This is a genomic window from Microbacterium sp. SCN 71-21, assembly GCF_001725695.1.
GTDB lineage: Bacteria > Actinomycetota > Actinomycetes > Actinomycetales > Microbacteriaceae > Microbacterium > Microbacterium ginsengisoli.
This window is the reverse complement of record NZ_MEGA01000023.1, coordinates 466-27,102: the sequence shown is the minus strand read 5'-3', so window position 1 is coordinate 27,102 and position 26,637 is coordinate 466. Positions and strand designations below refer to the sequence as shown.

Sequence of the window (26,637 nt, the reverse complement as noted above, 5' to 3'; positions counted from 1 at the left end):
CCCGCCTCGCCCGGCCCCGCAACGTCGGAACTTCTCGGCGGCACGCCGCGCCGCGGCATCCGTCGCCGGCGCGTCAGGGAAGACTTCCGACGTGGTGCCCGGCCGAGTCCGCGGGTCGATCGCCGGCCGACCCGGGCCGTTCCCCTCACCCGCCTCGGTGACCCTTACCCGCCCCCGGCACTCGCCGGCCGCCCCACCCGGCCGCCGTCACCACCCGGACGTCGCCCCCCTCACTCCGCCGCAGCGACCCGCGTCGTCGGCGCTGTGAGGCGCGGGAGCAGCACGGGAGTGCGGGACTTGTACGCCCGGTATGCGGGATCGTCGCCCCACTTCCGCTCCGCCTTCGCCTCGAGCAGGGGGATGCCGCTGACCCGGGTGAGCAGCAGGGTGACGAACAGGGGCGAGAGCACGGCGACCCACTGCCAGCCCGACAGCGCCGGGGCGGCGACGAGGAACACGCCCACCCACAGCACGATCTCGCCGAAGTAGTTCGGATGCCGCGACCGAGACCACAGGCCCGTGCTGATGAAGCGACCGCGGTTCGCGGCATCCGCCTTGAAGGCGTTCTTCTGGGCATCCGCGACGATCTCGATCACGAGGCCGATGAGCCACACCGCGATGCCGACGTAGGCGATCCACTCGAGCGGCGCCGGCCGGGCGGACGACAGGGCGATCCACACCGCCGACGCCGTCAGGCTCACCCACGCGCCCTGGATCACCCACACCTGCAGGAACCGCACCGGGTTCTGCTTGATCGTGTCGAACCGGTCGTCGCCCCCCGTGCGCCGCACGCGCATGAACAGGAACGTGCCGAGCCGCAGCGCCCACACCGTCACCATCGCCGCGAGCACCCAGCCGCGCGCGTCGATGGTCGGATGCAGCACCACGAGGCCCGCGGAGACGACGACGAACGTGAGGCTCCCGGTCAGGTCGAAGAAGTGCTCGGTGTGCGCGAGCTGCGATGGGATGTACACGATCACCTGGATCGCGAATGCGGCGATCACGGCGAGCGCGTACAGCGGGAACCCGCCGACGGTCGCCCCGCCCTGGCTTCCGGCGACGGCGACGAGCGCGCCGATCACCAGCACGACGATGATCGTGAGGAGGGCTTTGCGGGTCACGGACATGGGGTGCTCCGATCGGGTCGAAGGAACGAGGGGATGCCGCGGCTCACGCGCGGGCGTAGAGGTCGTCGATCACGGCGGCGCCGCGGTCGAGCAGCGCGGTGCGCTTGATCTTCAGGGTCGGGGTGACGAGGGTCGTGTCGTCGAGATCGGCGAGCACGAGCGCGAAGCGCCGCACGCTCTCACTGTGGGAGACGCGGGAGTTCGCGGCATCCACCACGGCAGTCAGCGCCGCGACGAGGGCGGGATCGTCGATCACGGAGAGCCCGTCGCCCGCGGTGTCGTCGACCGAGACACCGTTCTCCTGCGCCCAGGCGCGGGTCTCGACGGGGTCGAGCACGAGCAGGGCCGACAGGTACGAACGCCCCTCGCCGACGGTCACCGCGTGGGCGACGAGGGGATGTGCCTCGACCGCGTTCTCCCACGCCTGCGGCACGACGGTCTTGCCGGTGCTGGTGATGATGACGTCCTTGAGGCGGCCCTCGAGCACGAGGCGGCCGTCGTCGTCGAGCCGGCCGAGGTCGCCGGTGCGCAGGAAGCCGTCCTCGAACGCGTCGGCGTTGTGCCGCGGGTCGCGGTAGCCCGCGAACACCCCGACGCCCCGCGCGAGGATCTCGCCGCGCTCGCTGATGCGCACGGTCGAGCCGGGCAGCGGGTAGCCCACGGTGCCCGAGCGGATGTTCCCCGGCAGGTTGCCGGTCAGGGGCGCGGATGTCTCGGTCAGCCCGTAGCCCTCGATCACCGGCACGCCGAGGCCGCGGAAGAACAGCGACAGGTCGGCGGCGAGCGGGGCGCCGCCGGAGAGGATGTAGTCGAGCCGGCCGCCCATGAGCGCGCGCAGCCGCCCGTAGAAGAGGCGGTCGAAGAGCCGGCGGCGCAGCCGCAGCCCGAACGCGGGCGTCGCGCCCGACTCGGCGGCCTCACCCCACTGCTCGGCGGTCGCGACGGCGCCGCGCCAGACCGCGCCGAGGTGAGCGGCATCGGCCTTCGCCCCCGCCGCTGCGCGGATCTTCTCGAGCACCCGCGGAACGACCACGAGGAAGGTCGGCCGCAGCACCCCGAGGCTCTCGACGACCTGGGTCGTGTCGGCGACGTGCGCGATGCGCATCCCGCCCGACAGGCAGATGAGCTGCAGGCCGCGGGCGAGCACATGGGCGAGTGGCAGGAAGATGACCGTGTTGCCGCCGTCGTGCACCACGGCGCTGTACGCCGCGGCGATGTTGGCGACCTGGCCGACGAAGTTGCGGTGCGTGAGGATCGCGCCCTTCGGTTCGCCGCTCGTGCCCGACGTGTAGACGATCGTCGCGGGGGAGTCGAGGTCGGCGTGACGGCGCCGCGCCTCGAGAACGTCATCGCCGATCGCGACGCCGCGCGCGGTGAGCGCGTCGAGGTCGGCGGGCGAGGCATCCATCGTCCAGACGCCGAGGTCGCCGAGACCCGTCGCGGCGAACGCGTCGGTGAGGATGCCGCGCTGTCGCTCTCCGCCCGCGATGCCCAGCCGCACCTGCGCATCGGTGGTGATCGCCGAGACCTGGTCGGGGGACGAGGTGTCGTAGACCGGCACGATCACGGCGCCCGCGAACCACCCGGCGAGATCGGCGACGGCCCACTCGTAGCGGGTGGGCGCCATGATCGCGACGGTCTCGCCGGCGCCGACGCCGACGGCGATCAGGCCCTTCGCGAGCGACTGCACCTGGTGCAGATAGTCGGCCGTCGAGACGTGTCGCCACGGATGCTCCGCATCACCGGTCGGCACATCGAACGCCGCGTGATCGGGCGCCGTCGCCGCGCGCCGGGTCAGCAGGTCGGTGATGTTGCGGTAACCGTCGATGTCGACGAGGGGTTCGGTGGAGCGCTCCCGCATGGTGTCCTCCGGTCGGAACGTCGTGGCACTGGGTCACTCCGTGGCCGCAGGCGGGCAGGGAGAAGTGACCCCATACTGGCGTTTCGGAGCCGTCGACGAAGTGGATTGCCCTTCGGGCCGGAATGTGCTCTGGGGTCGGGCAGGGGCTGCGGCTGGGGCTGCGGCTGCGGCAGGGACTGCGGCTGCGGCAGGTGCTGGCGCGGGCTCGGGCGGTGCAATCCGCGAACGGCGCGATGCCCGCACTGCGTCGGAACTTCTCGGCGCCGCGCCGGTTCGGGATGCCGCGGCGCCCCGTGTCGGCGAGAAGTTCCGACTGTGCGCGGGGCCAGGGGGCTCGGGAGCCGGGGTCGGGCGGGGTGGGAGGCGCTCAGGCCCGCGGCGGCCAGGTCGCCGCGCCGAGCTCGCGGGAGATGCCGCGCGCGGCGTCGCGCAGCTCGCGCAGGGCCGCATCGGGCACCGGCTGCGCGTCGGCGGGCACGACGAGCGCCACGGCGGCGATCACCCGTCCGGTGTCGTCGACGACCGGCACCGCCACCGAGCACTCTCCGACGACGGCCTCCTCGATCTCCCACGCGAGCGCCGCCGCTCGGATGTCGTCGAGCGCCGACGTGAGGGATGCGGCATCCGTCACTGTGTGGTCGGTGAGGTCGGCGAGCTCGCGTGCAAGCAGTTCGCCGCGCACGTCGTCGTCGTAGGCCGCCAGCACCTTGCCGATCGCCGACGCGTGCACGGGCAGCGTGATGCCGGTCTCGGGCATCTGCTCGGAGCCGTCCGGGCGCCGGTCGTGATGGATGACGAGCACGTCGCCGAGCAGCGGCACCCCGAGCCGGGTGGCGAAGCCGGTGCGCTGCGACAGAGCGTGCATCCACCGGATGGAGCGCGAGCGCACATCGAGGGTGTCGAGGTAGACGCTCGAGAGCTTGAGCAGCGCCGGCCCGAGCATGTAGCGGTTGCCGTCGGGTTCCTGCGCGACGAGCCCGTGGGCCTGCAACGACTTCACGAGCCCGTGCACGGTGGACGGGGGGAGTCCGAGCGCGGCGCCGAGGTCGCTGACGCCCAGTCGCCGCGCGCCCTGCAGGAGCCCGAGGATGCGCGCGGCACGGTCGATCGACTGGATCATGGGGCTCTCCTTCCGCATTCAGCATCCTCAGGGGACGCACGGTCGGGATGCCTCTTGACACCGGCGTCCGACGCGACAATGCTTCGATATTAGCGAAGTGGATTCGACAATGTCGAAAATTGCACCGTCGATCCACACATCGTTCACAGGGGAGCGTGAGTCATGGACGACATCACCACGCGGCGCATGCGCGTCGCGGACACCCCCTGCTGTGACGCCGGCGGGCGATCCCGATCCGTCGCGCGCATCGACAACGCCTCGACGACCGAGGCCTGAAACGAGCAGGAGATCCGCGCATGAAGAAGCTCATCAACGACCCGGCCAACGTCCTCGCCGACGCGCTGCACGGGGTCGCCGCAGCCCACCCCGAACTCGACGTCGACTTCGAGAACCGCGTCGTGTTCGGCACCGCACCGCGCGCCGGTCGCGTCACCCTCGTCTCCGGCGGAGGCTCGGGTCACGAGCCCCTGCACAGCGGCTTCGTCGGCGACGGCATGCTCGACGCCGCGTGCGCGGGTGAGGTGTTCACCTCGCCCACCCCCGACCAGATGCTCGCCGCCGCGACGAAGGTCGACTCCGGTTCGGGCGTGCTGTTCATCGTGAAGAACTACACCGGCGACGTGCTCAACTTCGACATGGCCGCCGACCTCGCCCGTGAGGAGGGCGTGATCGTCGAGTCGGTCGTCGTGGCCGACGACGTCGCCGTCGAGGACTCCACCTGGACCGCGGGTCGCCGCGGCGTGGGCACGACCCTCGTCGTCGAGAAGGTCGCCGGCGCCGCCGCGGCCGAAGGCCTGCCCCTCGCAGAGGTCAAGCGCATCGCCGAGAAGGTCGCCGCGAACGGGCGCTCGATGGGCGTCGCGCTCACGAGCTGCACCGTGCCGGCCAACGGCAAGCCGAGCTTCGAGCTGCCCGAGGACGAGATGGAGGTCGGTGTCGGCATCCACGGCGAGCCGGGCCGCAAGCGGGTGCCGCTGGCATCCGCTCACGACATCGCCGAGACGATCGTCACCGCCATCACCGACGACCTCGACTTCACCGGATCGCCCGTGATCGCCCTGCTCACCGGCCTCGGCGGCACGCCGCTCATCGAGCTCTACCTCACCTACGGCGAGATCGCGAAGGCCCTCGAGGCGAAGCGCGTCACCGTCGCGCGCACACTCGTCGGCGACTACGTCACGAGCCTCGACATGGCCGGCGCCTCGCTCACGCTGGTGAAGGCCGACGACGAGATCCTGCGCCTCTGGGATGCCCCGGTCGTGACCTCCGCCCTGCGCTGGGGGCGCTGAGATGGCAGACGTCATCACCGTCGCCCAGCTCGAGGCGTGGCTGCGCGCCGCCTCTGCCGCCCTGCACGAGAAGGCCGCCTGGCTCACCGAGCTCGACTCGGCCATCGGCGACGCCGACCACGGCACGAACATGGCCCGCGGCTTCACCGCCGTGGTCACGAAGCTCGACGCCGGCGTGCCCGACACGGCTCCCGCCCTGCTGAAGTCGGTCGGGATGACCCTCATCTCGACCGTCGGTGGGGCGAGTGGCTCGCTCTACGGCACCCTCTTCCTCGAGGCGGCCAAGGCGCTGCCCGCCGACTCCGAGGTCACCGCCGCGCAGTTCGCCGAAGCGCTCGCCGCCGGCGTCGCCGGCATCGTCTCGCGCGGTCACGCCGAGATCGGCGACAAGACCATGATCGACGCGCTCACCCCCGCTGTCGCGGCCTTCGCCGCCGCGGCGGCGGGTGAAAGTGCAGCGGATGCCGCGGCATCCGCTGCCCGCGCCGGAGAGGCCGGACGCGACTCGACCGAACCGCTCGTGGCGCGCAAGGGTCGTGCCTCGTACCTCGGGGAGCGCAGTGCCGGGCATCTCGATCCGGGGGCATCGTCGTCGGTCATCCTGCTCGAGACCCTGGCGGGAGTGCTGGCCGCGTGATCGGGTTCGTCGTCGTCTCGCACTCCGCCCCGCTCGCCGACGCGGCGGTCGACCTCGCCCTGCAGATGGTGCACGACGAGGCGCCGCCGGTGCGGGTCGCGGCCGGCGCCGCGGGCGGCTTCGGCACGGACGCCGCCGCGATCGCGCAGGCGATCGACGAGCTGGCCGACACCGACGGGGTGCTCATCGTCACCGACCTGGGCTCGGCCGTGCTGAGCTCCTCGCTCGCCCTGGATCTCCGGGAGAGCGCCGTGCCCGTGCGCATCAGCGACGGGCCCTTCGTCGAGGGGTTGACCGCCGGGATCGTCCGGGCCGTGACCGGCGGCACCCTCGACGAGGTGACGTCCGAAGCGCGCCGAGCGCTCGATGCGAAGCGGCAGGACGACGTCTCCGAGACGGGGGCGGATGCCGCACCCGCCGCGGCGCCCGTCGAGGTCGCCCCCGCGGTGGCCGTCGCCGAGGTGACCCTCGTGAACGAGGTGGGGCTGCACTCCCGGCCCGCGGCATCCGTCGTGAAGACCGTCGGCCGGTTCGACGCCGCGGTCACCGTGACCAACGCGACCTCGGGCAAAGGGCCGGTGTCTGCGTCGAGCCTCATCGGACTGCTGTCGCTCGCCGCGGGGAAGGGCGATGTGCTGCGCATCGCGGGGGACGGGGCAGATGCGGTCGCCGCGGTCACCGCCGTGCACGACCTCGCCGCCGACGGGTTCGGCGAAGCGGCCTGACGCGTCGGCTGCGTCGCCGGGATCAGGAGAAGTCGGCGGCGACGGCGTTGCGGTGGTACTCGAAGATCAGGCTCGTGCGGGTCGAGGCGACGCTCGGTCGTGCCGAGAGTTGATCGACGACGAAGCGTCGTACCGACGACGATGTGTCGACGGCGATGTGCACGAGGAAGTCGTCGACCCCGCCGAGGAAGAAGAGCTGGATGACGTCGGGATGCCGGCTGATCTCCTGGGCGAACCCGCGGATGTTCTCCTGACGCTGCCCGGGCCGCAGGGTCACGCCGATGATCGCTTGGAGGCCGCGCCCGAGCGCGGTCTGGTCGACGGCGGCGTGGAAGCCCGTCAGTACCCCTCGTTCGACGAGGGAGCGGGTGCGGGCGTGGGCGGTCGACGGGGCGACGCCCAGCTGATCGGCGAGGGCCGCGTTGGTCGCCCGCGCGTCGCGACTGAGGGTCTCGATGATCTGCTCATCGATCGGGTCGAGCTCATCGGGCATCGAAGATCCTTCGACAGTTGGGGGAAAAGAGCGGGTTTTCCAGAGAACTCTACGGCGATATGACGAATCTGACGCAGAAGATTCTGCATGTAACACAAGAGAGCGAACCGTCTGCCATATTTCCCTCAACCCGCCGGAGGAACCGAGGAGCCCGACATGCGCGTCGCCGTGCCGACCGAGATCAAGAACAACGAGAACCGGGTGGGGCTCACGCCCGCCGGCGTCGACGCTCTGCATCACCGCGGCCACGAGGTCGTCGTGCAGTCCGGAGCCGGCATCGGCAGCGGGTTCTCCGATGACGAGTACCGCGCCGCCGGCGCCGTCATCGCCGCCACCGCCGAGGAGACCTGGTCGGGTGCAGACCTGCTCGTGAAGGTCAAGGAGCCGATCGCCGCGGAGTACCCGCTGCTGCGCCCCGACCTCACCCTCTTCACCTACCTGCACCTCGCCGCCGACCGTCCCCTCACCGAGGCGCTCATCGCGGCCGGCACGACCGCCGTCGCCTACGAGACCGTGCAGACCCCCGACCGTGCGCTCCCTCTCCTCGCCCCGATGAGCGAGGTCGCTGGGCGCCTCTCGATCGTCGTCGGCGCCCACGCCCTCATGCGCGCCTCCGGAGGCCGCGGCCAGCTCATGGGCGGCGTGCCGGGCACCCCGCGGGCGAAGGTCGTCGTGATCGGCGGCGGTGTCGCCGGCGAGCACGCGGCTGCCAACGCCCTCGGCCTCGGTGCCCAGGTCACCGTCATCGACATCTCCCTGCCGGCCCTGCGCCGCATCGAGGCCCGCTTCGGTACCCAGGTGCAGACGCGCGCGTCGACCCGGTACGAGATCGCCGAGCAGCTGCGCGATGCCGATCTCGTGATCGGCTCGGTGCTCATCCCCGGGGCCGCCGCCCCGAAGCTCGTCACCGACGACATGGTCGCCGCCATGAAGCCCGGCTCGGTGCTCGTGGACATCGCCATCGACCAGGGCGGATGCTTCGAAGGCTCCCGTCCGACGACCCACGACGACCCGACGTTCCCCGTGCACGACTCCGTGTACTACTGCGTCGCCAACATGCCGGGCGCCGTGCCGCACACCTCGACCCGCGCTCTTGCGAACGCCACGCTGCCCTACGTCATCGCGATCGCCGACAAGGGATGGGACGCGGCATCCGCTGCCGACCCGGCCCTCGCGAAGGGTCTCAACGTCGTCGGCGGCGAGGTCGTCAACGCGGGGGTGAAGGCAGCCCTCGGCCTGTAATCGAGCGACATCCGCCCGACATACGGGCCACGTACGCTCGCGCTCGTGATCGGGTATCCGGACTATCTGCGGCTGCTGCCCAAGACCGAGCTGCACTGCCACTTCGCGTCGACGATGAACGCGCCGCTGTTCATCGAGCTCGCCGACCGGTACGGCGTCGCGTTGCGCTCGACCGACCCCGCGACGCTGTTCGACTTCGACGACCTGCGCGACTTCCTGGTGGCGTTCCGGGCCGCGCACGACGTGCTGCGCGCGCCCGACGACTTCGCCCGCGTCGCCTACGAGGGAGTGCGTTCGGCGGTCGCCGACGGCAATCTGCGCTACCGCGAGTACTTCGTCAACCCGCAGTACTTCGCGTCGCGCGGCCTCGCCTACCCCGACGTGATCGACCCGATCATCGACGGACTGCGTCGCGCCGAGACCGACTACGGCGTCGGCTTCCGGGTGATCGCCGCGATCAACCGCCGCGAGTCGCCCGAGAGCGCCGTCGAGATGGTGCGGCAGGTGCTCGCGCACCCGCGCCCCGAGGTCGTCGGCATCGGCCAGGACGACCTTACCCCCGAGGACACCGAGGACCCGGCGCGCTTCGCCGACGCTTACGCGCTCGCCGCCGCCCACGGCCTGCACCGCACCGCCCACGTCGCCGAGACCGATCGGGCGCTGCCGTCGGCGGTGCGCGACGCGCTCGAGGTGCTCGACTGCGACCGCCTCGACCACGGCTACCGCATCATGGACGACCCGGCGCTCGTCGAGCTCGCCCTCGCGCGCGGGGTCGCCTTCACGACCACCCCGATCTCCACCACCATCTGCACCGGCTGGCACCTCGACCCCTCGCACCGCATCCGCGGCATGATCGAGGCGGGCCTGACCGTGACCGTCTCCACCGACGACGCCATGTTCTTCCGCACCGACCTCGGACGCGAGTACACCGAGGGCCTGCTCGAGATGGGCGTCTCGGCCGAGACCGCCAAGCGCATCGCCCTGAACGGGGTGGATGCCGCGTGGTGCGACGACGCCCAGAAGGCACGTCTGCGGGCGGAGTTCCGCGCACAGTTCCTCACGCTCGACGCGGCGCTCGCGGGCTGAGCCGCGGCATCCGCTCGTCGTCGGCGCCGACGAGGACGATAGAGCATACGGCGCACGAGGACGTGAGGCAATGGCCTGGCGTGACCCCGGAGGCGGCGGCGTAGAGTGCCGCCACGCACCTGGGGAGAGCGAGGGGGAATCGCTCGGGGTGCGGCACAGGGGGACGGTGGAGTCTCCCTGGCGATCTCATTGGGGAGACAACATGAACAAGGCAACAAAAGGCACGTTGGCGATCGCGGCGGGTGTCGTCCTGCTCTTCGGAGGCGGAGGATCGCTCGCGTACTGGAGCTCGCAGGCGACGGTCACGCCGGCGCAGGTCACGACCGGTCAGCTGACGATCGGCACGGCATCGTCGTCGGGTTGGTCGGTGGAGAAGTACCTCGGGTCCAGTTTCACGAGCGTCGACACGGCGAGCTACCTCGCCGTTCCGGGTGACACGCTGCAGTACGCGGCCACCTTCCCGGTGACGGCGGTCGGCACGAACCTGAAGGTCTCGGCAGCACTGACGGGCGGTGCCCTCACGTCGTCGAGCTCGGGCCTGCAGACCCTTCTCGGCGCGACGCCGACGTACACGGTCAAGGACCAATCGGGCACGACGATCACCCCGTCGGCCGGGTCGTACGCGATTCCGAACGGCACGACCTCGCTCAGCGTGACGACCACGATCTCCTGGCCGTTCGGATCGACCGGCGATCAGGTCGGCGTGAACTCGACGATCTCGCTGTCGCAGATCGGCCTGACCCTCACCCAGGTCGCTCCGTAACCAGCCGACGGTCATGCGCGGGAGCACCACGACCGCGGTGAGTGCGGCATCCCTGGTCCTCGGGGCTGTCGTGCTCGCCGTGGTCGTCGCGCCCGGCACCTACGGATCGTTCTCGTCCGCGACGAGCGTCAGCCCCGCCACGGTCACGACCGGAACGCCCTCGCTCGCGATCACCACCGGAACGCCCGTGACCCCTGCCGGGGTGTATCCGGGCGGCCCGGCCGACCTCATCGCGGTGAGGACCGTCACCAACGGCGGCGCCGTCGGGCTGCGCCTCGGAGCCGCCGTCGCCCTCGCCGGGGCGTCGTCGTCGAATCTCGGCGGCAACGTCGTGGTGAGTTTCGCCACGCAGACCAGCGCGACCTGCGCGGCGACCCCACCGGCGTCGGGGCTGTGGACGTGGAGTCTCGCCGGCGGTCTCACCTCACCGACGACGGCGCCGACGCTGGCGTCAGGGGCGAGTGCCACCCTCTGCGTCTGGCAGTCGCTTCCGGTGACGGCCGCCAATGGAACCTTCGCCGCCAGCGCGTCGCCCACCCTCACCCTCACCGGCTCCCAGACATCGCCGTGACCGGACATCGAGCACCGCCATGACCCGCAGAACCGCCGCCATCGCCGCCCTCGCGGCGGCCTGTGCGTTCGCGGTGCTCGCACCGGCGGCCGCGTTCGCCTACTGGTCCGTCAGCGCGCAGACGACGGTCGCGGCATCGAGTCGCACCTTCGCGGTCACCGCTCCCGGCGCGACCGCGGTGTCGTTCTTCGGGCGCACCGGCTCCCAGTACGCCGCGGTGACCATGGCCAACTCGGGCACCACGCCGTGGGCGAGCGTCGCCGTCGCCACGGCGCCCGGAACGAACTCCCTCGGCAGCGGGGCCACCGCCACCGTGCAGATCACCTCGGCCGCGAGCGCCTCGACCTGCGCGACGGATGCCACCTACAGCGGCGTCGCCGCGCAGAACCTGCTCGCCGCGGCATCCGCGACCCTCTCGACGAACCTTCCGGCGCCGGGCGCCACCACCTACGCCTGCCTGAAGATCGTGGTCGCCGGTGTCGTCGCGAGCACCGCCAGCGGGGCCGCCCCGCCGAGACCCGCAGCCGCCGCCACCCTGACCCTCACCCCCGCGCAGCAGAACTGGAGCACGTCGCAGTCGGCCCCGCTGACCGCGACGAGCACGGGGTGGATGTCGTGCCTGACCAACCCGGGCATCCTCAACGTCGCCGCACAGTCCGCCACCGTCACCTACACCGCGCCGGTCTCGGGTACGTACACCTTCACGCTCGACACCGGTGCCACCTCGACAGCGACGGGTGTGCCCGCCGGAACCGCCACCCGCACGATCACCAACGCCCTCCTCGGCGGAAGCGCGGGCGACCACTACGTCACCGTGAGCTACACCGCTGGGAGTACCACGGTGTACGTCGGCATCGCTCATCTGACCTATGTGTCGGTGCTCGGGCTCGGTCTGGGGGTGCAGTGCACATGACCGGCTCCGTCGCGCTGCTCGCCGTGCTCACCGCGGCAGCGCTCCCGCTCGCGCCGGCGGCCGCGCCTGCCGTCGCGCGGGCCGCCACGGCGGCAGGCGAACCGGGGCTCTCCTTCAGCGCCGACGGCTCCACGTGGACATCCGGCCCGCTCGACATCGTGCCCGCGTCCTGGCGTCCTGTGCCGGGATCCGCCTTCGACGCCACGTTCTCGGTGCGCAACGACCGGAGCACCGCGGCATCCGTCGCCCTCTTCGCCACCGATGTGTCCTCGAGCTCGCGCGACCTGCTGCTCGCGACGAGCATCGCGGGAGGAGGGGACGCCCCGCAGCAGCTCGGTGAGGTCACCGGATGTCTCGCACTGGCGTCGGCGCGACTCGCACCGGGCGAGGTGATCCCGGTGACGCTCTCGCTCGCCGTCTCACCGGGATTGAGCACCGCGCAGAACACGGCGGTGTCGTTCGAGGTCGTCTCGACCGCGAGCGACGCGATGACGGCACCGCCGGCCTCGACCTGCCCCGTCGCGTCCGCACCCGCGCCGTCGGTGTCGGCACTGCCGCGCACGGGCTGGTTCGACGGCGACACGCTGCGCACCGTGCTGCTCGCCGGTCTCGGCGCACTGGGCGCGGGCGCCGTGCTCTCGGTGAGACGCAGGGAGCACCACAGATGACCGACACCCTCCCCGCCACCCGCCGCGCGGTGCGCCACCGATCCGGAGAGCGGGTCTCCGTGGTGCGGATGATCGCGGCGGGACTGTCCTGGGCTCCGCTGGTGATCGTCGCGTTGATCGCGATCGTCGTCATCGCCGTGCCGGCCGTGACGGGATCACGCGCCTACACGGTGCTCACCGGGTCGATGGTGCCGCTGTATCCCCCCGGCACCCTCGTCGTCGTTCGGCCCGTCGATCCGTCGACGCTGCGTACCGGTGACGTCGTCACGTATCAGCTCGAATCGGGCAAGCCCGCGGTCGTCACCCACCGCATCGTGGGCATCGGTGCGTCGGGCGACGGCGCCCCCCTGTTCCTCACCCGCGGCGACGCGAACAATGTCGACGACGCGAAGCCGGTGCTCGCCGCGCAGGTCGTGGGCAAGCTCTGGTACGCCGTGCCCTACATCGGATGGATCAACAACATCCTGGTCGGTGACTGGCGCATGTGGGTGATCCCGATCGTGGTCGGCGCGCTCCTCCTCTACGGCGTCGTGACGCTGATCTCCGCCCATCGTGATCGGCGTCGTGCCCGCGCCGCCGCCGATCGCGGCACCCGTCGAGTGCACTGAGACGGGATGCCGCGGCCCCGGGTCGGTCGGTCGGAGCGACAGACCCGGGGCCGCGAGACCTCGGTGCGGCGTCGCGTCAGGGGCGGCTGGCGCGACGGTGCCGGCGGGCGCCCGCAGGGCGTGCGGCCGTGCCCTCGGATGCCGCGGGCCGGCCGCCGTGCGGATGTGCGGCGCCGTTCGCGCCGCCGTGGCGGGCCTGTCCGGTCCCACCGTGGCCCTGCGCACGCTGTCCCTGCGTGGAACGCTGCCCCTGTGCCTGCCCCTGGCCGCCGCGCGCCGGGCGTCCCTCGCCGGAACGCGGCGTCGCGGCATACGCGCGACCGGCGCCGGACGTGCCGCCCGACGACCGGCGACCGCGCGATCCGCCCTGACCGGCGGCCGGCTGCGACCCACCCTGGGGCTTCGCCTTCTGCGGCTGGGTCTTCGGCTTCTGCGCGGCGGCGGCCGGAGCGGCGCTCGGTGCCACGCGCGCAGCCATCTCGCCGACGAGGTCGCGCACAGCGGGGGTGTCGGCATCCACGTTCTCGAACGGTGCGGTGATGGCGGCCTTGCGCAGCATGTCGGCCACGTCGCGCTTCTGCGACGCGAGCACGACGGTGACAACGGTGCCCTCGGCGCCGGCGCGCGCGGTGCGGCCCGAGCGGTGCAGGTAGGCCTTGTGCTCGAGCGGCGGGTCGACGTGCACGACCAGCTCGACCTCATCGACGTGCACGCCGCGGGCGGCGACGTCGGTCGCGACGAGCACGCGAACACCTCCGGCTGCGGGGTCGGCGCCGAAGGCTGCGAGGTTGCGCTCGCGGGCGCCCTGGCCGAGGTTGCCGTGCAGGTCGACCGCCGGGATGCCCCTGGCTGTCAGCTGGCGCGCAAGCTTCTTGGCCTGGTGCTTGGTGCGGGTGAAGAGGATGCGGCGCCCCACGCCGGACGCGAGGGTCTCGACGAGGCTCGCCTTGTGGTCGTCGGCGACGAGCAGCACGCGGTGGGTCATGGCGGCGGCGGGCACGCTGGACTCGTCGACCGAGTGACGCACCTCGTCGCGCAGGAACGAGCGCACGAGGCCGTCGACACCGCGGTCGAGGGTGGCGCTGAACAGCAGGCGCTGTCCACCGGCGGGCGTCGCCTTGAGGATGCGGGTGACGCCCGGCAGGAAGCCGAGGTCGGCCATGTGGTCGGCCTCGTCGAGCACAGTGATCTCGACGGTGTCGAGGGTCACGACACCCTGCTTCATGAGGTCTTCGAGTCGGCCCGGGCAGGCGACGACGATGTCGACGCCGGCACGCATGGCCTGCTCCTGCGGGCGCTGGCTGACGCCACCGAAGATCGTGGTGACGCGCAGACCCGCCGCCTCCGCGAGCGGGGTGATGGTCGCCGCGATCTGGGTGGCGAGCTCGCGGGTGGGGCAGAGCACGAGACCGCGCGGACGGCCGGGGCGGCGGGCTGCGGCCTTCGCCCCGCTGAGGCGGGCGACGAGGGGCAGCGAGAACGCGAGCGTCTTGCCACTGCCGGTGCGGCCGCGGCCGAGCACGTCGCGACCCGCGAGGGAGTCGGGCAGCGTGTCGCGCTGGATGGGGAAGGGCTCGGTGCGGCCGGTGGCCTCGAGCACGGAGACGAGCGGCGCGGGCACGCCGAGAGACAGGAACGAAGACATGGGGGACTTTCGGGATGAGGGCGCGCTCACGAAGACATGTGCACGCGGGGAGGGCGCGGGTGCGTGATCGCACCTCGGGTCGCCGCTCGAGAAGAACCGCGACGGGGAAGTCGGGGAGCGTGTCAGCGACGCAGGCGCCGAAGCGCCGTCATCGACGTTATCACGGGTGCGGTGGGTGTCCGCCGGGCGGGAGCGCGAACGACGACGGGCGCCGACCCAGGGGATCCCGGTCGGCGCCCGTCGTCGTGGTCGTCAGGAGCGGTGCGCGCGGTAGTACGCGAGCAGGCTCCGGGTCGAGGCATCCTGCGCGGCGAAGGCCGCCTCGTCGCCCTCGATCGCGGGCGCGATCTGCAGGGCGAGCTGCTTGCCGAGCTCGACGCCCCACTGGTCGAAGGAGTTGATGCCCCAGATCGTGCCCTGCGTGAACGTGATGTGCTCGTAGAGCGCGATCAGCTGGCCGAGCACCGACGGGGTGAGCGCCGGCGCGAAGATCGAGGTCGTCGGGCGGTTGCCCGAGAACGTGCGGGCGGCCACCAGCGGGCCCGTCGTGCCCTCCGCCTCGACCTCGGCGGCCGTCTTCCCGAACGCGAGCGCCTTGGTCTGGGCGAGGAAGTTCGCGAGGAACAGCCCGTGCACGTCGCGGTCGCCGTCGACGAGCGGGAAGGCCGGGTTCGCGAACGCGATGAAGTCCGCAGGGATCACCCGGGTGCCCTGGTGGATGAGCTGGTAGAACGCGTGCTGCCCGTTCGTGCCGGGCTCACCCCAGAACACCTCGCCGGTGTCGGTCGTGACGGGCGTGCCGTCCCAGCGCACCGACTTGCCGTTGGACTCCATCGTGAGCTGCTGCAGGTACGCCGGGAAGCGGTGCAGCAGCTGCGAATAGGGCAGCACCGCGTGGGACTGGGCGCCCAGGAAGTTGACGTACCAGACGTTCAACAGGCCGAGCAGCACCGGCACGTTCTGGGCGAGCGGGGTCGTCGCGACGTGCGTGTCGACCGCGTGGAAGCCGGCGAGGAACTCGTCGAACACGTCGGGGCCGAGCGAGATGGCGAGCGACGTGCCGATGGCCGAGTCGACCGAGTAGCGGCCGCCCACCCAGTCCCAGAATCCGAACGCGTTGTCGGTGTCGATGCCGAAGGCCGCGACCTTGTCGAGCGCCGTCGAGACCGCGATGAAGTGGTGTGCGACCGCGTTCGTGCGGGATGCCTCGTCGTTGCCGATCGCCCCCTGCTCGGCGAGCTTCGCCCACAGCCAGTCGCGCGCGAGACGCGCGTTGGTCAGGGTCTCCAGCGTCGTGAAGGTCTTCGACGCGACGATGAACAGCGTGGTCTCGGGGTCGAGATCGGCGGTCTTCTGGGCGATGTCGGTCGGGTCGATGTTCGACACGAACCGTGCCTCGATGCCGGCGTCGGCGTAGGGCTTGAGGGCCTCGAACACCATGACGGGACCCAGGTCGGATCCGCCGATGCCGATGTTCACGACCGTCGCGACCCGCTTGCCGGTGACGCCCGCGAACTCTCCCGAGCGCACCCGCTCGGCGAACGCGCGGATACGGCCGAGCACCTCGTGCACGTCGGTGTCGATGTGCTGTCCGTCGACGACCAGCGCGGGGCTCGCGCCCGCCGGGCGACGCAGCGCCGTGTGCAGCACCGCCCGGTCCTCGGTGGTGTTGATGTGCGCGCCCGACAGCATCTCGGCGTAGCGCGCGGCGACCCCGGTCTGCTCGGCCAGGCGCACGAGCGAGGCGAGGATCTCGTCGGTGATGAGGTTCTTCGACAGGTCGACATGCAGGTCGGCCAGCGGGAAGCTGAGGCGCTCCGCGCGGTCGGCGTCCGCGGCGAACCAGCCGCGCAGATCGGGGTGGAACGAGGAGTGTGCGGCGGCCAGCTCAGCCCAGGCGGGCGTGGTGGTCGCGTCGATGGGGGCGGTCACGATGAGACTCTACCGATGACGGATGCCGCGGGCCGCGGCATCCGTCGGTCGGTTCTCAGCGCTCGGCCGCCGCGAGGTTCGCGACGAGCTCGTCGGCGTTCTGCCGAACGACGTACGCCGGACGGTCGCGCTCGACGCGCCAGCTCTCGGCGAGAGGGCCGGCGCTGACGGTGTCGAAGCCGAACTCGTCGTAGAGGGCCGTGATGAAGGCGACGGCCTCGTCGGAGTCGCTCGCGGTCGCGAGGGCGCGCCGGTCGGGGGTTCCGGCCGGGGTGCCGTCGGTGAGGATCTGCGTCGACATGATGTGGTTGAAGCCCTTCACCACGGTCGAGGTGGGAAGGTGCTCCTGCAGCATCTGCGACGTGGTGGTGAGGTTCTCGTCGAGGGCGGCGATGTGGCCGTCGCGTTCGAAGTAGTAGTTGTTCGTGTCGACCACGATCTTGCCCGCGAGCGGGGCGACCGGCACCTGGTCGAGGGCCTTGAGCGGCACCGTCACGATGGCCCAGTCGCCGGCGGCCGCGGCCTCTTCGGCTGTCGCGGCGCGGGCGGTCGGGCCGAGGTCGGCCACGAGGTCGGCGAGGGTCTCGGGCCCGCGCGAGTTGGCGATCACCACGTCGTAGCCGCGGTCCACGAGGCCGCGGGCGAGGGTCGATCCGATGTGTCCTGCTCCGATGATTCCGACTGTCGTCATGCTCGCCACAGCGCTCCGCGCCGCGCCGGTATTCCCGCGCGACATACTGGGCGCATGGATCCGGTCGCCACCATCGCCTGGGTGGTGGCGTTCGTGCTCGTCACGGTCATCGTCACCGGCCTGGTCGGTCGCATCGGCTTCTCCGCACCGGTGGCGCTCGTGGTCGTCGGCGGCATCGCGTCGTTCGTGCCGTGGGTGCCGCGGGTGAGCGTCGAACCCGATCTGATCCTCTTCGGCATCCTCCCGCCGCTGCTGTTCGCGGCCGCGCTGAAGACCTCGCTCATCGACATCCGCGCCCGCAACGACAGCATCCTGCTGCTCTCGGTCGGCCTCGTCGCCTTCACGGTCGTGGTCGTCGGAGTCTCGACGTGGGCGGTGCTGCCCGCCGTGGGCCTCGCCGCCGCCTTCGCGTTCGCCGCTGTCGTCGCCCCGACCGACGCGGTCGCGGTCACGGCGATCGCGGGCAAAGTGGGCCTGCCGCGACGGGTGGTGACGATCCTGGAGGGCGAGAGCCTGCTCAACGACGCGACCGCGCTCGTCGCGCTGAACGCGGCGATCGCGGCGATCGTGAGCGTCGTCAACCCGGGCACGGTGGCGCTCGACTTCGTGCTCGCCGTCGGCGTAGGGGTGGCGGTCGGGGTCGGCGCGGGCGCGCTGCTCACCGTGGTGCGCCGGCCGCTGCGCTCGCCCGTGCTCGACACCACCCTCATGCTCGCGGTGCCGTTCGCGGTGTTCCTCATCGCGGACGAGCTGCATGGCTCCGGGGTGATCGCGGTGGTGATCACCGGGCTGTACGTGGGCTTCCGCTCGCCCGGGGTCATCCGCGCCGAGTCCCGCGTCGCCGCGCAGCTCGTGTGGCGCACCATCCAGTTCCTGCTGGAGAACGCGGTGTTCCTGTTCATCGGCCTGAACCTGGCCGGGATCCTCGAGGGCGCCGTGCGCACCGGACCGGGCCTGTGGCCGACGGTCGGCATCGTGGCCGCGATCCTCGCGGCCCTCATCCTCTCCCGCTTCGTGTGGGTGATGATCACGACGTTCGTCTACCGGTTCGGTCCGCGGGTGCTGCGCGACCGCAGTTGGGACGTGCGCAACGGGATCGCCGTGGCATCCGCCAGCGTGCGCGGCGTCGTGACGCTCGCCGCCGTGTTCCTGCTGCCCGAGCAGACGCCGATGCGGGAGTACCTGCAGTTCCTCGCGTTCGTCGTGGTCGTCGCGAGCCTGATCGGGGGTCTCGCGCTGCCCCGCATCGTGCGGGCGCTGCACCTGCCGGCGCGCAACGACCTGCAGGAGCGCACCGAGGTGAAGCTGCTGATGGCAGAGGCGCGGCAGGCGGGGCTGCGTCGCCTGGACGAGACCGTCACCCCCGACGACGAGCCGCGCGTGGTCGAGCTGCTGCGCGCCGACGCGGCGTTCCTCGGCGAGACGCTCGATGCCGGGGCGGATGCCGCGTGGCCCCAGCTGCAGTCCATGCATCGTCTGCGCCGCGCGATGATCCAGGCGCAGCGCGAAGCGGTTCTCGTCGCGCGCCGCGAGCGCCGGTTCCAGGAGGTCGCGGTGCTCGCGGCGCTGCGCGCCATCGACGCGGAGGAGACGTCGCTGCGGGCACAGGAGGCCGAGCCCTAGTCCTCGGCGCGCGCGGGGCGGCGTCGGTGGCGGGTCATCGAGACCCCTGTCGTCTGCGGATGCCGTCGACTACCGTCGGTCGCGTGCCGCTCTCCGCCGATCTGGTCGCCCGCCTCGCGCGCGACCACGACCTCGGCGTGGTGACCGGGGTCGTTCCGCTCGGCGGGTCGCAGAACGCGGTCGTGCTCGTGCGCACCGACCGCGGCGAGCACGTGGTGCGGGTCGGTGCCGTGCACGACCTGCGCCGTGAGCGCTACTTCGCCCGGGTCGTGCACGAGCGTGCCCGCACGCTCGCCTCGCCGTGGCCCTTCGTCGTCGACGAGACCCTCGGCGCGGCCGTGATGCCGAGGCTCCCCGGAGCGGCGCTCCGGCCCGGTCGTGCCGGGAGAGGCGATCGGGTCGGCGCGGCGTTCGGTCGTGCCGTCGCGGAGCTCCACGACATCAGATTCAGCGCGGCAGGCGAATGGGATGCGGCCGTCGACGACCTTCGACCGGACGACCGGACGGCCGCCGAGGCGTTCCTCGCGCGCGTGCGGCAGCACGCCCTCGCCGCCTCCCTGGCACCCGACGACCGCGCCTTCGTCGACGCGGCGGTCGAGCCCGCCGCCGCCGCGATCGGCGACATCGTGCCGACGTACGTGCACGGCGACCTCGGCCTCGGCAATCTGCTCGCCGACCGCGCACCCGACGGACTCCGATTCACGGGCGTGCTCGACCTCGGCGGCGGGCGCGCGGGCGACCCCGACGAGGACATCGCCGTGGCGATCTGGTGGCCGCTGTACGCGAACGACGACGCGCTCGCGACGTCGTTCCTGCGCGCATATCGATCCCGTCAGGCGGCCCGAGCCCACGAGGCACTCCGTATGCGCGGTTACCTCGCCCTCAGCCTGCTGCGCACCTGGGAGACGGGGCGACGCGACGGGCGGGACTGGTTCGGCGGCGCAACCCTCTTCGAGACCTGGGCGTCGCCCCTCCTCGAGCGGGGAGCACGCGTGGTCGACGAGGTCGCGCGCGGTTGATGTCGGTCCGCGTCGCCCGACGGCGGTGCAGGCGGCGTCGAGGCGGGCACCCGCGGGGCGGAGGGCCCGTCCGGGTATCGGATGTCGCAGGCGCGCGGCATGATGGGCCGCAGCACGTCTCCCCGAGGCATCCCCCCGACGATCGGAGAAACGCATGGGCACCGCTCTCGCGCCTGTCGGCCCCGACGCTCGTCGCGCGCTGCGCAGCTTTCACCAGGTCGTGCTCAACACCCTCGTCGCGAACGTCACGAGCAGCTACCTCTGGTATGCGCTCACGTTCTGGGCCTACCTCGAGACCCGCAACGTGCTGGCGACGTCGATCATCGGCGGCAGCTACATGCTGCTCGTCGCCCTGCTCGGTGTCGTGTTCGGCGCGCTCGTCGATCACATGAGGAAGAAGGCGGTCATGGTGCTCTCGAGCCTCGTGACCCTGATCGCCTACCTCTGCGCCGGCGCGGTCTACCTCGCGGTGCCCGAACGCGCGCTCATCGACTGGGGCGGGCCGTGGTTCTGGGTGTTCGCCGGCGTCATCCTCATCGGCGGGGTCGTCGAGAACCTGCGCAACATCGCGCTCTCGACGACGGTCACCTTACTCGTGCCGCCCGATCGCCGAGACCGCGCCAATGGACTCGTCGGCACCGTGCAGGGGGTCACCTTCCTGGTGACGAGCGTCTTCTCGGGGCTGTCCGTCGGCTTCCTCGGAATGGGCGGCACGACGTTCGTCGGCATCGGGCTCACCGCCGTCTCGTTCGCGCATCTGATGGCCGTGCGCATCCCCGAACGCGAGATCGCGAAGGTCGAGGGCGGCGGGTCGGGCTTCACGATGCGTGGGGTCATCCCGGCGATCCGCGCGGTGCCGGGGCTGTTCGCCCTGCTGCTCTTCTCGACCTTCAACAATCTCGTCGGCGGCGTCTTCATGTCCCTCATGGACCCGTACGGGCTGGAGCTGTTCAGCGTGCAGATCTGGGGCATCGTCCTCGGCGTCACGAGTGTCGGCTTCATCGCCGGCGGCGCTGTGGTGGCACGGTTCGGGCTGGGGCGCAATCCGATCCGCACGATGCTGCTCGCCAATCTCGCGGTCGCGGGCGTCGGACTCACCTTCACGCTGCGCGAGTGGTGGTGGCTCTACGTCGTCGGCATGTTCGCCTTCATGATGCTCATGCCGATGGTCGAGGCAGCCGAGCAGACGGTCATCCAGCGGGTCGTGCCCTATCGCGCCCAGGGGCGTGTCTTCGGGTTCGCGACGAGCATCGAGACCGCTGCCGCACCGGTGACAGCCTTTCTCATCGGACCCGTCGCGCAGTACGCGCTGATCCCGTACATGGGATCTGACGCGGGCCGCGACACGTTCGGGTGGCTCCTCGGTGACGGCAGCGCGCGCGGCATCGCGCTGGCGTTCGTCGGGGCGAGCATCGCGATGCTCGTCATCGTGCTCATCGCCTTCGTCTCGCGCCCCTATCGACGGCTGTCCCGCGCCTACGCCGAGACGCCGCCTCCGCCGGCCGCCGCGGACGCCACGGAGGAGGGGGATCGTCCGGGGCACTCCGTCCGGAGCCGAACGGCAGCGTGAGCGCGGGAGAATAGCCGTGTGACCCCCGACGCCGCCGCCCCGCCGACCGCACTCACTCCCGCCGACGCGCTCCCGTCGATCGACCTTCGCCTGATCGCGGTCGACATGGACGGCACGCTGCTCGACGCGAACGGAGCCGTGCCCGACGACCTGTGGCCGCTGCTCGACGACCTCCACGATCGGGGCATCGCGTTCGCTCCGGCGAGTGGCCGCCAGTATGCGACGCTTCGCCGCGACTTCGACAGCCACGCCGACGGCATGGTCTTCATCGCCGAGAACGGCGCCCTGGTCATGCGTGACGGCGTCGAGCTCAGCGCCGACCTGCTCGAGCGCGACATCGTCGCCGAGGTCGTGAGACTCGTGCGGACGATCGACGCCGACGCGGGGCTTGTGCTGTGCGGCAAGCGCGGCGCCTACATCGAACGATCGGATGCCGCGTTCCGCACCGAGGCACACCGGTACTACGCGGCGCTCGAGGTCGTCGACGACCTGCTTGCCGTCGACGATGAGATCGTGAAGCTCGCGGTGTTCGACTTCGCGGGGGCCGACGCATCCGCGTTTCCGGCGCTCGCGCACCTGCGGGCCACCCATCAGGTGGTCGTCTCGGGGGAGTGCTGGGTCGACGTGCTCAACGTCGGTGTCAACAAGGGCCACGCGCTCACCCGCCTGCAGCAGACGCTCGGGGTCACGGCCGAGCAGACGGTCGCGTTCGGCGACTACCTCAACGACCTCGAGCTGATGGATGCCGCGGCCCACTCCTTCGCGATGGCCAACGCCCACCCCGACATCGTGGCGCGAGCCCGCTACGTCGCGCCGTCGAACCGTGATCACGGCGTCATCACGGTGCTGCGGAGCATCCTCGATCGTCTGGGCGCCTGAGGCCGCGGATCAGCGTGAGCTCGCTCGAATCGTGACTCACGCGCGCGGGCTGAGTCCCGGCTCGGTCGGCTCGACGTCGGGCTGCGAGAGCGTCGCGACGATCACGCCGACGAGGGCCAGTACGCCGCCGAACACCTTGATCGGGTCGGGAGTCTCGCCCAGCGCGATCGCGAACGCGTAGCCCAGCGCAGGGATCGCGGCGGTCGCGGCACCGGAGATGACGGCCGGGAGGCGCTCGGCGCCGTAGTTGAACAGCACGAGTGTCGGAGCGGTCACCACGAGCGCGAGGATGAAGATGCTGACGACCCCGCGCAGGTCCGTCGGGATCGCGAACGTGCCGGTGACGCCCTCCCAGCCGAGCCAGGGCAGCATGAGCACGGTGCCCCAGATACCGGTCGCCGTGGCGAGCACGACCGGGTCGGGTGCTTCCTCGCGCGCGGCGTAGCGACGCAGCAGCACGGTGTAGATCGCGTACGCGCTGATGCCGATGACGTAGAGCACGGCGCCGAGGTCGACCCGGAATCCCGACGCCGCGACGAGCGCCACGCCGCCGGTGGCGAGCGTGAGGCCGATGACCGTCGCGACCGTCAGGCGCTCGCGCAGCATGATGACCGCGGCGATCGCGGTGAGCACGGGCAGCAAAGCCGAGACGAGCGCCTCGGTGCCGGGGGTCGTGAACAGCAGGCCGATGTTGGCGAGCGAGTAGTAGATGGTCACGCCGGTGAGTCCGAGCAGGATGCTGCGGGGGTCCGCCAGGGTGCGCCAGAAGTGGCGGCGGCGCATCGCGAGCGGCACGAGCACGACCAGGGCGATCGCGAACCGGCCGACCGACAGCACCGCGGGGGAGCCGGTCTCGAGGGCCCACGCCGAGATGACATAGGCGACCGACCAGAGCACCACCGCCAGGCCGATCGCGCCGAGCGGGAGCCAGGTGCGCCTCACGCGCCGACCGGGACGAGCGCGGGAGCCATGCGCTCAGCCTATCGACGCGGCGAGGCCCGCCGCGGTCATCGGGCGCGGTGGTCTTCGGGATGCAGGCGGGCGCCCCGCCGGGGTTCGCGCACGCCGGCCGCCGCGAGCAGACGGATGACCCGTTGCCGGTGCCCTCGCCACGGCTCGAGCAGGTGCAGCATCCCCTCGTCATCGGTGCGATGTCCGGTGAGGGCGAAGCCCACCTCGTGCGCGAGGTGGTAGTCGCCGACGCTGACCGCATCGGCGTCGCCGAACGCACGGATGCGCGTCTCGGCGGAGGTCCACGGCCCGACGCCCGCCAGCGACACCAGCACGCGGTCGGCCTCGTCGAGGGAGGTGCTCGTCGCCCGCACGATCGCCTCGCCTTGGGAGGCCGCGCGCACGATCGCGCGCGACTGCGGCGGCTCGAGTCCCGCTCGGTGCCACGACCACGACGGCACACGGCGCCACCCCCCGATCGACGGCGGTGCGAACAGCGGCCGCGGAGTCGGTCCCGGCGCGCGCTCGCCGTACCAGGTGACGATGCGCCGCCAGGCGGCGAATGCCTGCACGCCGGTGACCTTCTGTTCGACGATCGCACTCGCGAGCGCGTCGAACACGAGGTCGGTGCGCGAGAGTCTGAGGCCGGGGTGACGATGGTGGGCATCGACGAGAAGCGGATGCCGCGGCTCGAAGCCCGCGGCGTCGTCGCGCGCCCCGCACAGGTCGGGCAGCTGGGCGAGCGCCCACGCGGCGCCCGGTCCCCAGGCTGCCCCGCGGATGACGCCCGGCGAGGTCTCGCGCAGTGCGAGGGTGGCCACCCCGTCGGGGGTGCGGCTCGCGCGCCAGATGAGGGCCCCGTCGGCGTGCATCGTGGGATCGCCCGCACCCCGTCGCTGGAACAGCACGGTGCGCCGCAGATCGAGCGGCTGCCGCGGACGGTACTCCGTCTCGAGCGGGCGGGTGTTCGCGGGTCTCGGGTCGCGACCCACCGCCGAGGCGGCGGCGGGAGCGAGCGTCATGCGCTCACCCTAGGCGACGCCGCCGACGTCGGCGAGGTGCCGACGGGGGATGTCCCGTGCGCGCCCGCGGCGGCTCAGAAGCGGTCGGGCGACGGGGTTCCGTGGCCGTAGCGGATCGACACGTCGGCGTGACGGTCGAAGCGGTATCCGACGCCGCGCACGGTGCGCACGATGTCTTCGAAGCGTCCGAGCTTGGCGCGCAGGCGTCGCACGTGAACGTCGATCGTGCGCTCGCCCGGGGCATCCGCGTCGTCGCTGCTCCACAGCGAGTCGACGAGCTCGGTGCGCTCGATGGTACGGCCCTCGCGCAGCACCAGGTACTGCAGCAGCTCGAACTCCTTGTAGGTGAACGAGGCGGACTCGCCGTCGATGAGCACGCGCTTGCGGGAGATGTCGACGACGACGCCGGATTCGGCGCGTTCGTCGGTGGCGGGGCGCTCGGCTTTGGTGCGGGCGACGGCTCCGGGCTCGCGCAGGGCGAGGCGTACGACGTCGACGTCGCGGCCGCCGGCCCCGACGGGGGCGAGGGCGACGGTGGCGTAGGTCTCGGCGCCCGGGGCGATGTCGGCGAGGGTGCGGCGCAGGGCGGTGACGAGGGTGTTGAGCGAGACGCCGGCGGCTGCCGCGGTGGCCTCGTCGAAGCCGACGTAGAGCGCGAAGCCGCGGGGCTCGCTGCCCTCGGGGATACGGCGCTCCGGTGCGGGGGCGGCCGGGGCGGCCGGGGCGGCCGGGGCGGCGGGCTCGACGATGCGCAGGGCGGGGCGGGCGACGGGAGAGTCAAGAAGGGCGGAGTTCGACATGGGATGAGTCCTCGGGGAGGGAACCGGGCGTGTGCCTCGCGGTTCGGTGCGTGGTGTCGTGTGGGCCGCGGGTCGCGGCCGAGGTGCGGCATCCTGATCGACGATGTCCGGCCGATCGGATGCGGGGCGCGGATCTCCGTTCAGAAGGAGTCCGGGTGCCGACGGGGTGGCCGTGTCAGCGGCACATTCGACAACACATGACAGCGCGAGCCGGCATCATCATGCCAGCGGTCCCGTTCGCCTCCCAGGCGGACAGAAGCTTCGCGTTGTCAGTCATGGGGCCGATTATGACCCTCGGTTTCACGGGGTGTCAAACCGCGCAAAGCCGCACGGTCCCGCATGAACAAATGTGACGAAACGCGCCGTCACGACCGGATCGGCCGCGCAGATCGGCGGGATGCGGCATCCGAAATAAATTGTGCACAATTCAATTGTGTGTGAGGATCAAGCCGTGCAGCCCTCCGTCGACATGCTCTGCTTCGCGCTCTACAGCGCCGCGCGCGCGACCACCCATGCCTACCGGTCGCTGCTCGAGCCCCTCGGGCTCACCTATCCCCAGTACCTCGTGCTCGTGCTGCTCTCCGACGACCGCGCCCGCACCGTGAGCGAGATCGGCGACGAGCTCAGCCTCGACTCCGGCACGCTCTCGCCGCTGCTTCGCCGCATGGAGCAGGCGGGGTTCGTGACGCGCAGCCGCCGCGCGCGCGACGAGCGCGTCGTCGAGATCGGGCTCGCCGACCGTGGCCGCGAGGTGCGCGCCGAGCTCGCACCTGTGGCCGAATGCGTCTTCGACGCGATGGGGCTCGGCGCCGAGAACGGCATCGCACTGCGCTCTCAGCTGCACGCCCTCACCGCCGCCCTGCAGGCGGCCCCCGATCTTCACCCGGCCCTCGCCGGGTGACGCCGCCGGGACACGCCCGGCCCCCGCGAGCATCCGCTCGCCCTCGGAAGGAGAACCCATGGAGACCCTCTACACCGCCGAAGCCCTCTCGACCGGAGACGGACGTTCGGGCCACGTGCGCACGACCGACGGCGTGCTCGACCTCGACCTCGCCGTGCCCGCCTCGATGGGCGGAGCCGGGGGTGCCGCCGCCAACCCCGAGCTGCTCTTCGCCGCCGGCTACGCCGCCTGCTTCCACGGCGCACTGCAGGCCGTCGCCCGTGCGCAGAAGGTCTCTATCCACGACACCGCGGTCGGCTCCAAGGTCTCCATCGGCCCGAACGGGCAGGGCGGCTACCAGCTCGCCGTCGAACTCGAGGTGGTCATCCCCGAGCTCGACCGCGACGCCGCGCAGGCCCTCGCCGACGCCGCCCACCAGGTCTGCCCCTACTCGAACGCGACCCGCGGGAACATCGACGTCGTCGTGCGCGTTGTCGAAGACTGACACTGACCCGCGCCGAG

At 71.8% G+C, this 26,637-nt stretch carries 26 protein-coding genes; 16 read left to right on the top strand and 10 right to left on the bottom strand.

Annotation, left to right across the window (positions count from 1 at the left end; translation table 11 throughout):
- Positions 1–230: 230 nt before the first annotated feature.
- From ABT08_RS05060 to ABT08_RS05050, 3 genes are all read right to left on the bottom strand, one after another.
- Positions 231–1,127, bottom strand: coding sequence for a DUF1295 domain-containing protein (locus tag ABT08_RS05060; RefSeq protein ID WP_288114145.1), 897 nt, complete (start codon positions 1,125–1,127; stop codon positions 231–233).
- A 43-nt stretch (positions 1,128–1,170) separates the two neighbouring features.
- Positions 1,171–2,988: an AMP-dependent synthetase/ligase gene (locus ABT08_RS05055; protein ID WP_288114143.1), complete on the bottom strand. Its 1,818-nt coding sequence runs from the start codon at positions 2,986–2,988 to the stop codon at positions 1,171–1,173.
- Positions 2,989–3,355: 367 nt separating this feature from the next.
- Entirely contained in the window at positions 3,356–4,108 is a 753-nt protein-coding gene (locus ABT08_RS05050; protein WP_056519012.1) for an IclR family transcriptional regulator, read from the bottom strand.
- Positions 4,109–4,404: 296 nt separating this feature from the next.
- On the opposite strand from ABT08_RS05050, the gene dhaK reads away from it, so the two are divergent.
- Genes dhaK through ABT08_RS05035 form a run of 3 tightly spaced genes read left to right on the top strand, consistent with a single transcriptional unit; the run spans position 4,405 to position 6,759 of the window.
- Positions 4,405–5,397, top strand: a complete 993-nt coding sequence (gene dhaK / locus ABT08_RS05045; protein WP_045247171.1) for a dihydroxyacetone kinase subunit DhaK — start codon at positions 4,405–4,407, stop codon at positions 5,395–5,397.
- A gap of 1 nt (position 5,398) precedes the next feature.
- Positions 5,399–6,034: a dihydroxyacetone kinase subunit DhaL gene (gene dhaL / locus ABT08_RS05040; protein WP_056208105.1), complete on the top strand. Its 636-nt coding sequence runs from the start codon at positions 5,399–5,401 to the stop codon at positions 6,032–6,034.
- On the top strand, positions 6,031–6,759 hold the full coding sequence (locus ABT08_RS05035) for an HPr family phosphocarrier protein (RefSeq protein ID WP_056519010.1): 729 nt from the start codon (positions 6,031–6,033) through the stop codon (positions 6,757–6,759). Before dhaL ends, ABT08_RS05035 begins: the two co-directional genes overlap by 4 nt.
- A gap of 22 nt (positions 6,760–6,781) precedes the next feature.
- Here ABT08_RS05035 and ABT08_RS05030 read toward each other — a convergent pair whose 3' ends face one another.
- Positions 6,782–7,252, bottom strand: a complete 471-nt coding sequence (locus ABT08_RS05030; RefSeq protein WP_045247174.1) for an Lrp/AsnC family transcriptional regulator — start codon at positions 7,250–7,252, stop codon at positions 6,782–6,784.
- 156 nt (positions 7,253–7,408) lie between these two features.
- Between ABT08_RS05030 and ald the strand changes: the two genes are divergently transcribed.
- From ald to ABT08_RS04995, 7 genes are all read left to right on the top strand, one after another.
- Positions 7,409–8,494 (top strand): alanine dehydrogenase, encoded by a 1,086-nt coding sequence (gene ald, locus ABT08_RS05025; RefSeq protein ID WP_056519008.1) that lies wholly within the window; start codon positions 7,409–7,411, stop codon positions 8,492–8,494.
- A gap of 45 nt (positions 8,495–8,539) precedes the next feature.
- A complete protein-coding gene (gene add, locus ABT08_RS05020) occupies positions 8,540–9,580 on the top strand; it encodes an adenosine deaminase (RefSeq protein ID WP_056519005.1) in 1,041 nt (346 codons plus the stop codon).
- 202 nt (positions 9,581–9,782) lie between these two features.
- On the top strand, positions 9,783–10,343 hold the full coding sequence (locus ABT08_RS05015) for an alternate-type signal peptide domain-containing protein (RefSeq protein ID WP_288114142.1): 561 nt from the start codon (positions 9,783–9,785) through the stop codon (positions 10,341–10,343).
- Positions 10,344–10,356: 13 nt separating this feature from the next.
- Positions 10,357–10,914, top strand: a complete 558-nt coding sequence (locus ABT08_RS05010) for a hypothetical protein (protein ID WP_288114141.1) — start codon at positions 10,357–10,359, stop codon at positions 10,912–10,914.
- Positions 10,915–10,933: 19 nt separating this feature from the next.
- Entirely contained in the window at positions 10,934–11,827 is an 894-nt protein-coding gene (locus ABT08_RS05005; protein ID WP_288114139.1) for a hypothetical protein, read from the top strand.
- A complete protein-coding gene (locus ABT08_RS05000) occupies positions 11,824–12,495 on the top strand; it encodes a hypothetical protein (RefSeq protein WP_056208118.1) in 672 nt (223 codons plus the stop codon). The genes ABT08_RS05005 and ABT08_RS05000 overlap by 4 nt, the downstream gene beginning before the upstream one ends.
- Entirely contained in the window at positions 12,492–13,103 is a 612-nt protein-coding gene (locus ABT08_RS04995; RefSeq protein WP_056208121.1) for a signal peptidase I, read from the top strand. Before ABT08_RS05000 ends, ABT08_RS04995 begins: the two co-directional genes overlap by 4 nt.
- 76 nt (positions 13,104–13,179) lie before the next feature.
- Here the strand turns inward: ABT08_RS04995 and ABT08_RS04990 are convergent, their stop codons facing one another.
- The 3 genes from ABT08_RS04990 to ABT08_RS04980 form a co-directional block, all read right to left on the bottom strand.
- Entirely contained in the window at positions 13,180–14,748 is a 1,569-nt protein-coding gene (locus ABT08_RS04990) for a DEAD/DEAH box helicase (RefSeq protein WP_082483139.1), read from the bottom strand.
- A gap of 252 nt (positions 14,749–15,000) precedes the next feature.
- Positions 15,001–16,683, bottom strand: coding sequence for a glucose-6-phosphate isomerase (pgi, locus tag ABT08_RS04985; RefSeq protein ID WP_156454728.1), 1,683 nt, complete (start codon positions 16,681–16,683; stop codon positions 15,001–15,003).
- Positions 16,684–16,735: 52 nt separating this feature from the next.
- Complete coding sequence (locus ABT08_RS04980) at positions 16,736–17,371, bottom strand: NADPH-dependent F420 reductase (RefSeq protein ID WP_056208174.1); 636 nt, start codon at positions 17,369–17,371, stop codon at positions 16,736–16,738.
- A 54-nt stretch (positions 17,372–17,425) separates the two neighbouring features.
- On the opposite strand from ABT08_RS04980, the gene ABT08_RS04975 reads away from it, so the two are divergent.
- The 4 genes from ABT08_RS04975 (at position 17,426) to ABT08_RS04960 (ending at position 22,462) form a co-directional block, all read left to right on the top strand.
- Positions 17,426–18,994 carry a cation:proton antiporter gene (locus ABT08_RS04975; RefSeq protein WP_045245830.1) on the top strand — a complete coding sequence of 523 codons (1,569 nt, stop codon included), beginning with the start codon at positions 17,426–17,428 and terminating at the stop codon, positions 18,992–18,994.
- An 83-nt stretch (positions 18,995–19,077) separates the two neighbouring features.
- On the top strand, positions 19,078–20,013 hold the full coding sequence (locus ABT08_RS04970) for a phosphotransferase family protein (RefSeq protein ID WP_156454727.1): 936 nt from the start codon (positions 19,078–19,080) through the stop codon (positions 20,011–20,013).
- 154 nt (positions 20,014–20,167) lie between these two features.
- Positions 20,168–21,583, top strand: coding sequence for an MFS transporter (locus tag ABT08_RS04965; protein ID WP_082483141.1), 1,416 nt, complete (start codon positions 20,168–20,170; stop codon positions 21,581–21,583).
- An 18-nt stretch (positions 21,584–21,601) separates the two neighbouring features.
- Positions 21,602–22,462: a Cof-type HAD-IIB family hydrolase gene (locus tag ABT08_RS04960; protein ID WP_288114138.1), complete on the top strand. Its 861-nt coding sequence runs from the start codon at positions 21,602–21,604 to the stop codon at positions 22,460–22,462.
- A gap of 36 nt (positions 22,463–22,498) precedes the next feature.
- Here the strand turns inward: ABT08_RS04960 and ABT08_RS04955 are convergent, their stop codons facing one another.
- From ABT08_RS04955 to ABT08_RS04945, 3 genes are all read right to left on the bottom strand, one after another.
- Positions 22,499–23,404 (bottom strand): DMT family transporter, encoded by a 906-nt coding sequence (locus ABT08_RS04955; protein ID WP_045245826.1) that lies wholly within the window; start codon positions 23,402–23,404, stop codon positions 22,499–22,501.
- Between the two features lie 65 nt (positions 23,405–23,469).
- Entirely contained in the window at positions 23,470–24,435 is a 966-nt protein-coding gene (locus tag ABT08_RS04950; protein WP_288114136.1) for a DNA-3-methyladenine glycosylase family protein, read from the bottom strand.
- Positions 24,436–24,509: 74 nt separating this feature from the next.
- Positions 24,510–25,235 carry a winged helix-turn-helix domain-containing protein gene (locus ABT08_RS04945; RefSeq protein WP_056208138.1) on the bottom strand — a complete coding sequence of 242 codons (726 nt, stop codon included), beginning with the start codon at positions 25,233–25,235 and terminating at the stop codon, positions 24,510–24,512.
- A gap of 451 nt (positions 25,236–25,686) precedes the next feature.
- On the opposite strand from ABT08_RS04945, the gene ABT08_RS04940 reads away from it, so the two are divergent.
- Together ABT08_RS04940 and ABT08_RS04935 are read left to right on the top strand one after the other, a co-directional pair.
- Complete coding sequence (locus ABT08_RS04940) at positions 25,687–26,136, top strand: MarR family winged helix-turn-helix transcriptional regulator (protein WP_288114135.1); 450 nt, start codon at positions 25,687–25,689, stop codon at positions 26,134–26,136.
- 58 nt (positions 26,137–26,194) lie between these two features.
- The gene (locus ABT08_RS04935) at positions 26,195–26,620 is read left to right on the top strand and encodes an organic hydroperoxide resistance protein (RefSeq protein ID WP_056208141.1); all 426 of its coding nucleotides are present in this window, start codon (positions 26,195–26,197) and stop codon (positions 26,618–26,620) included.
- Positions 26,621–26,637 lie beyond the last annotated feature (17 nt).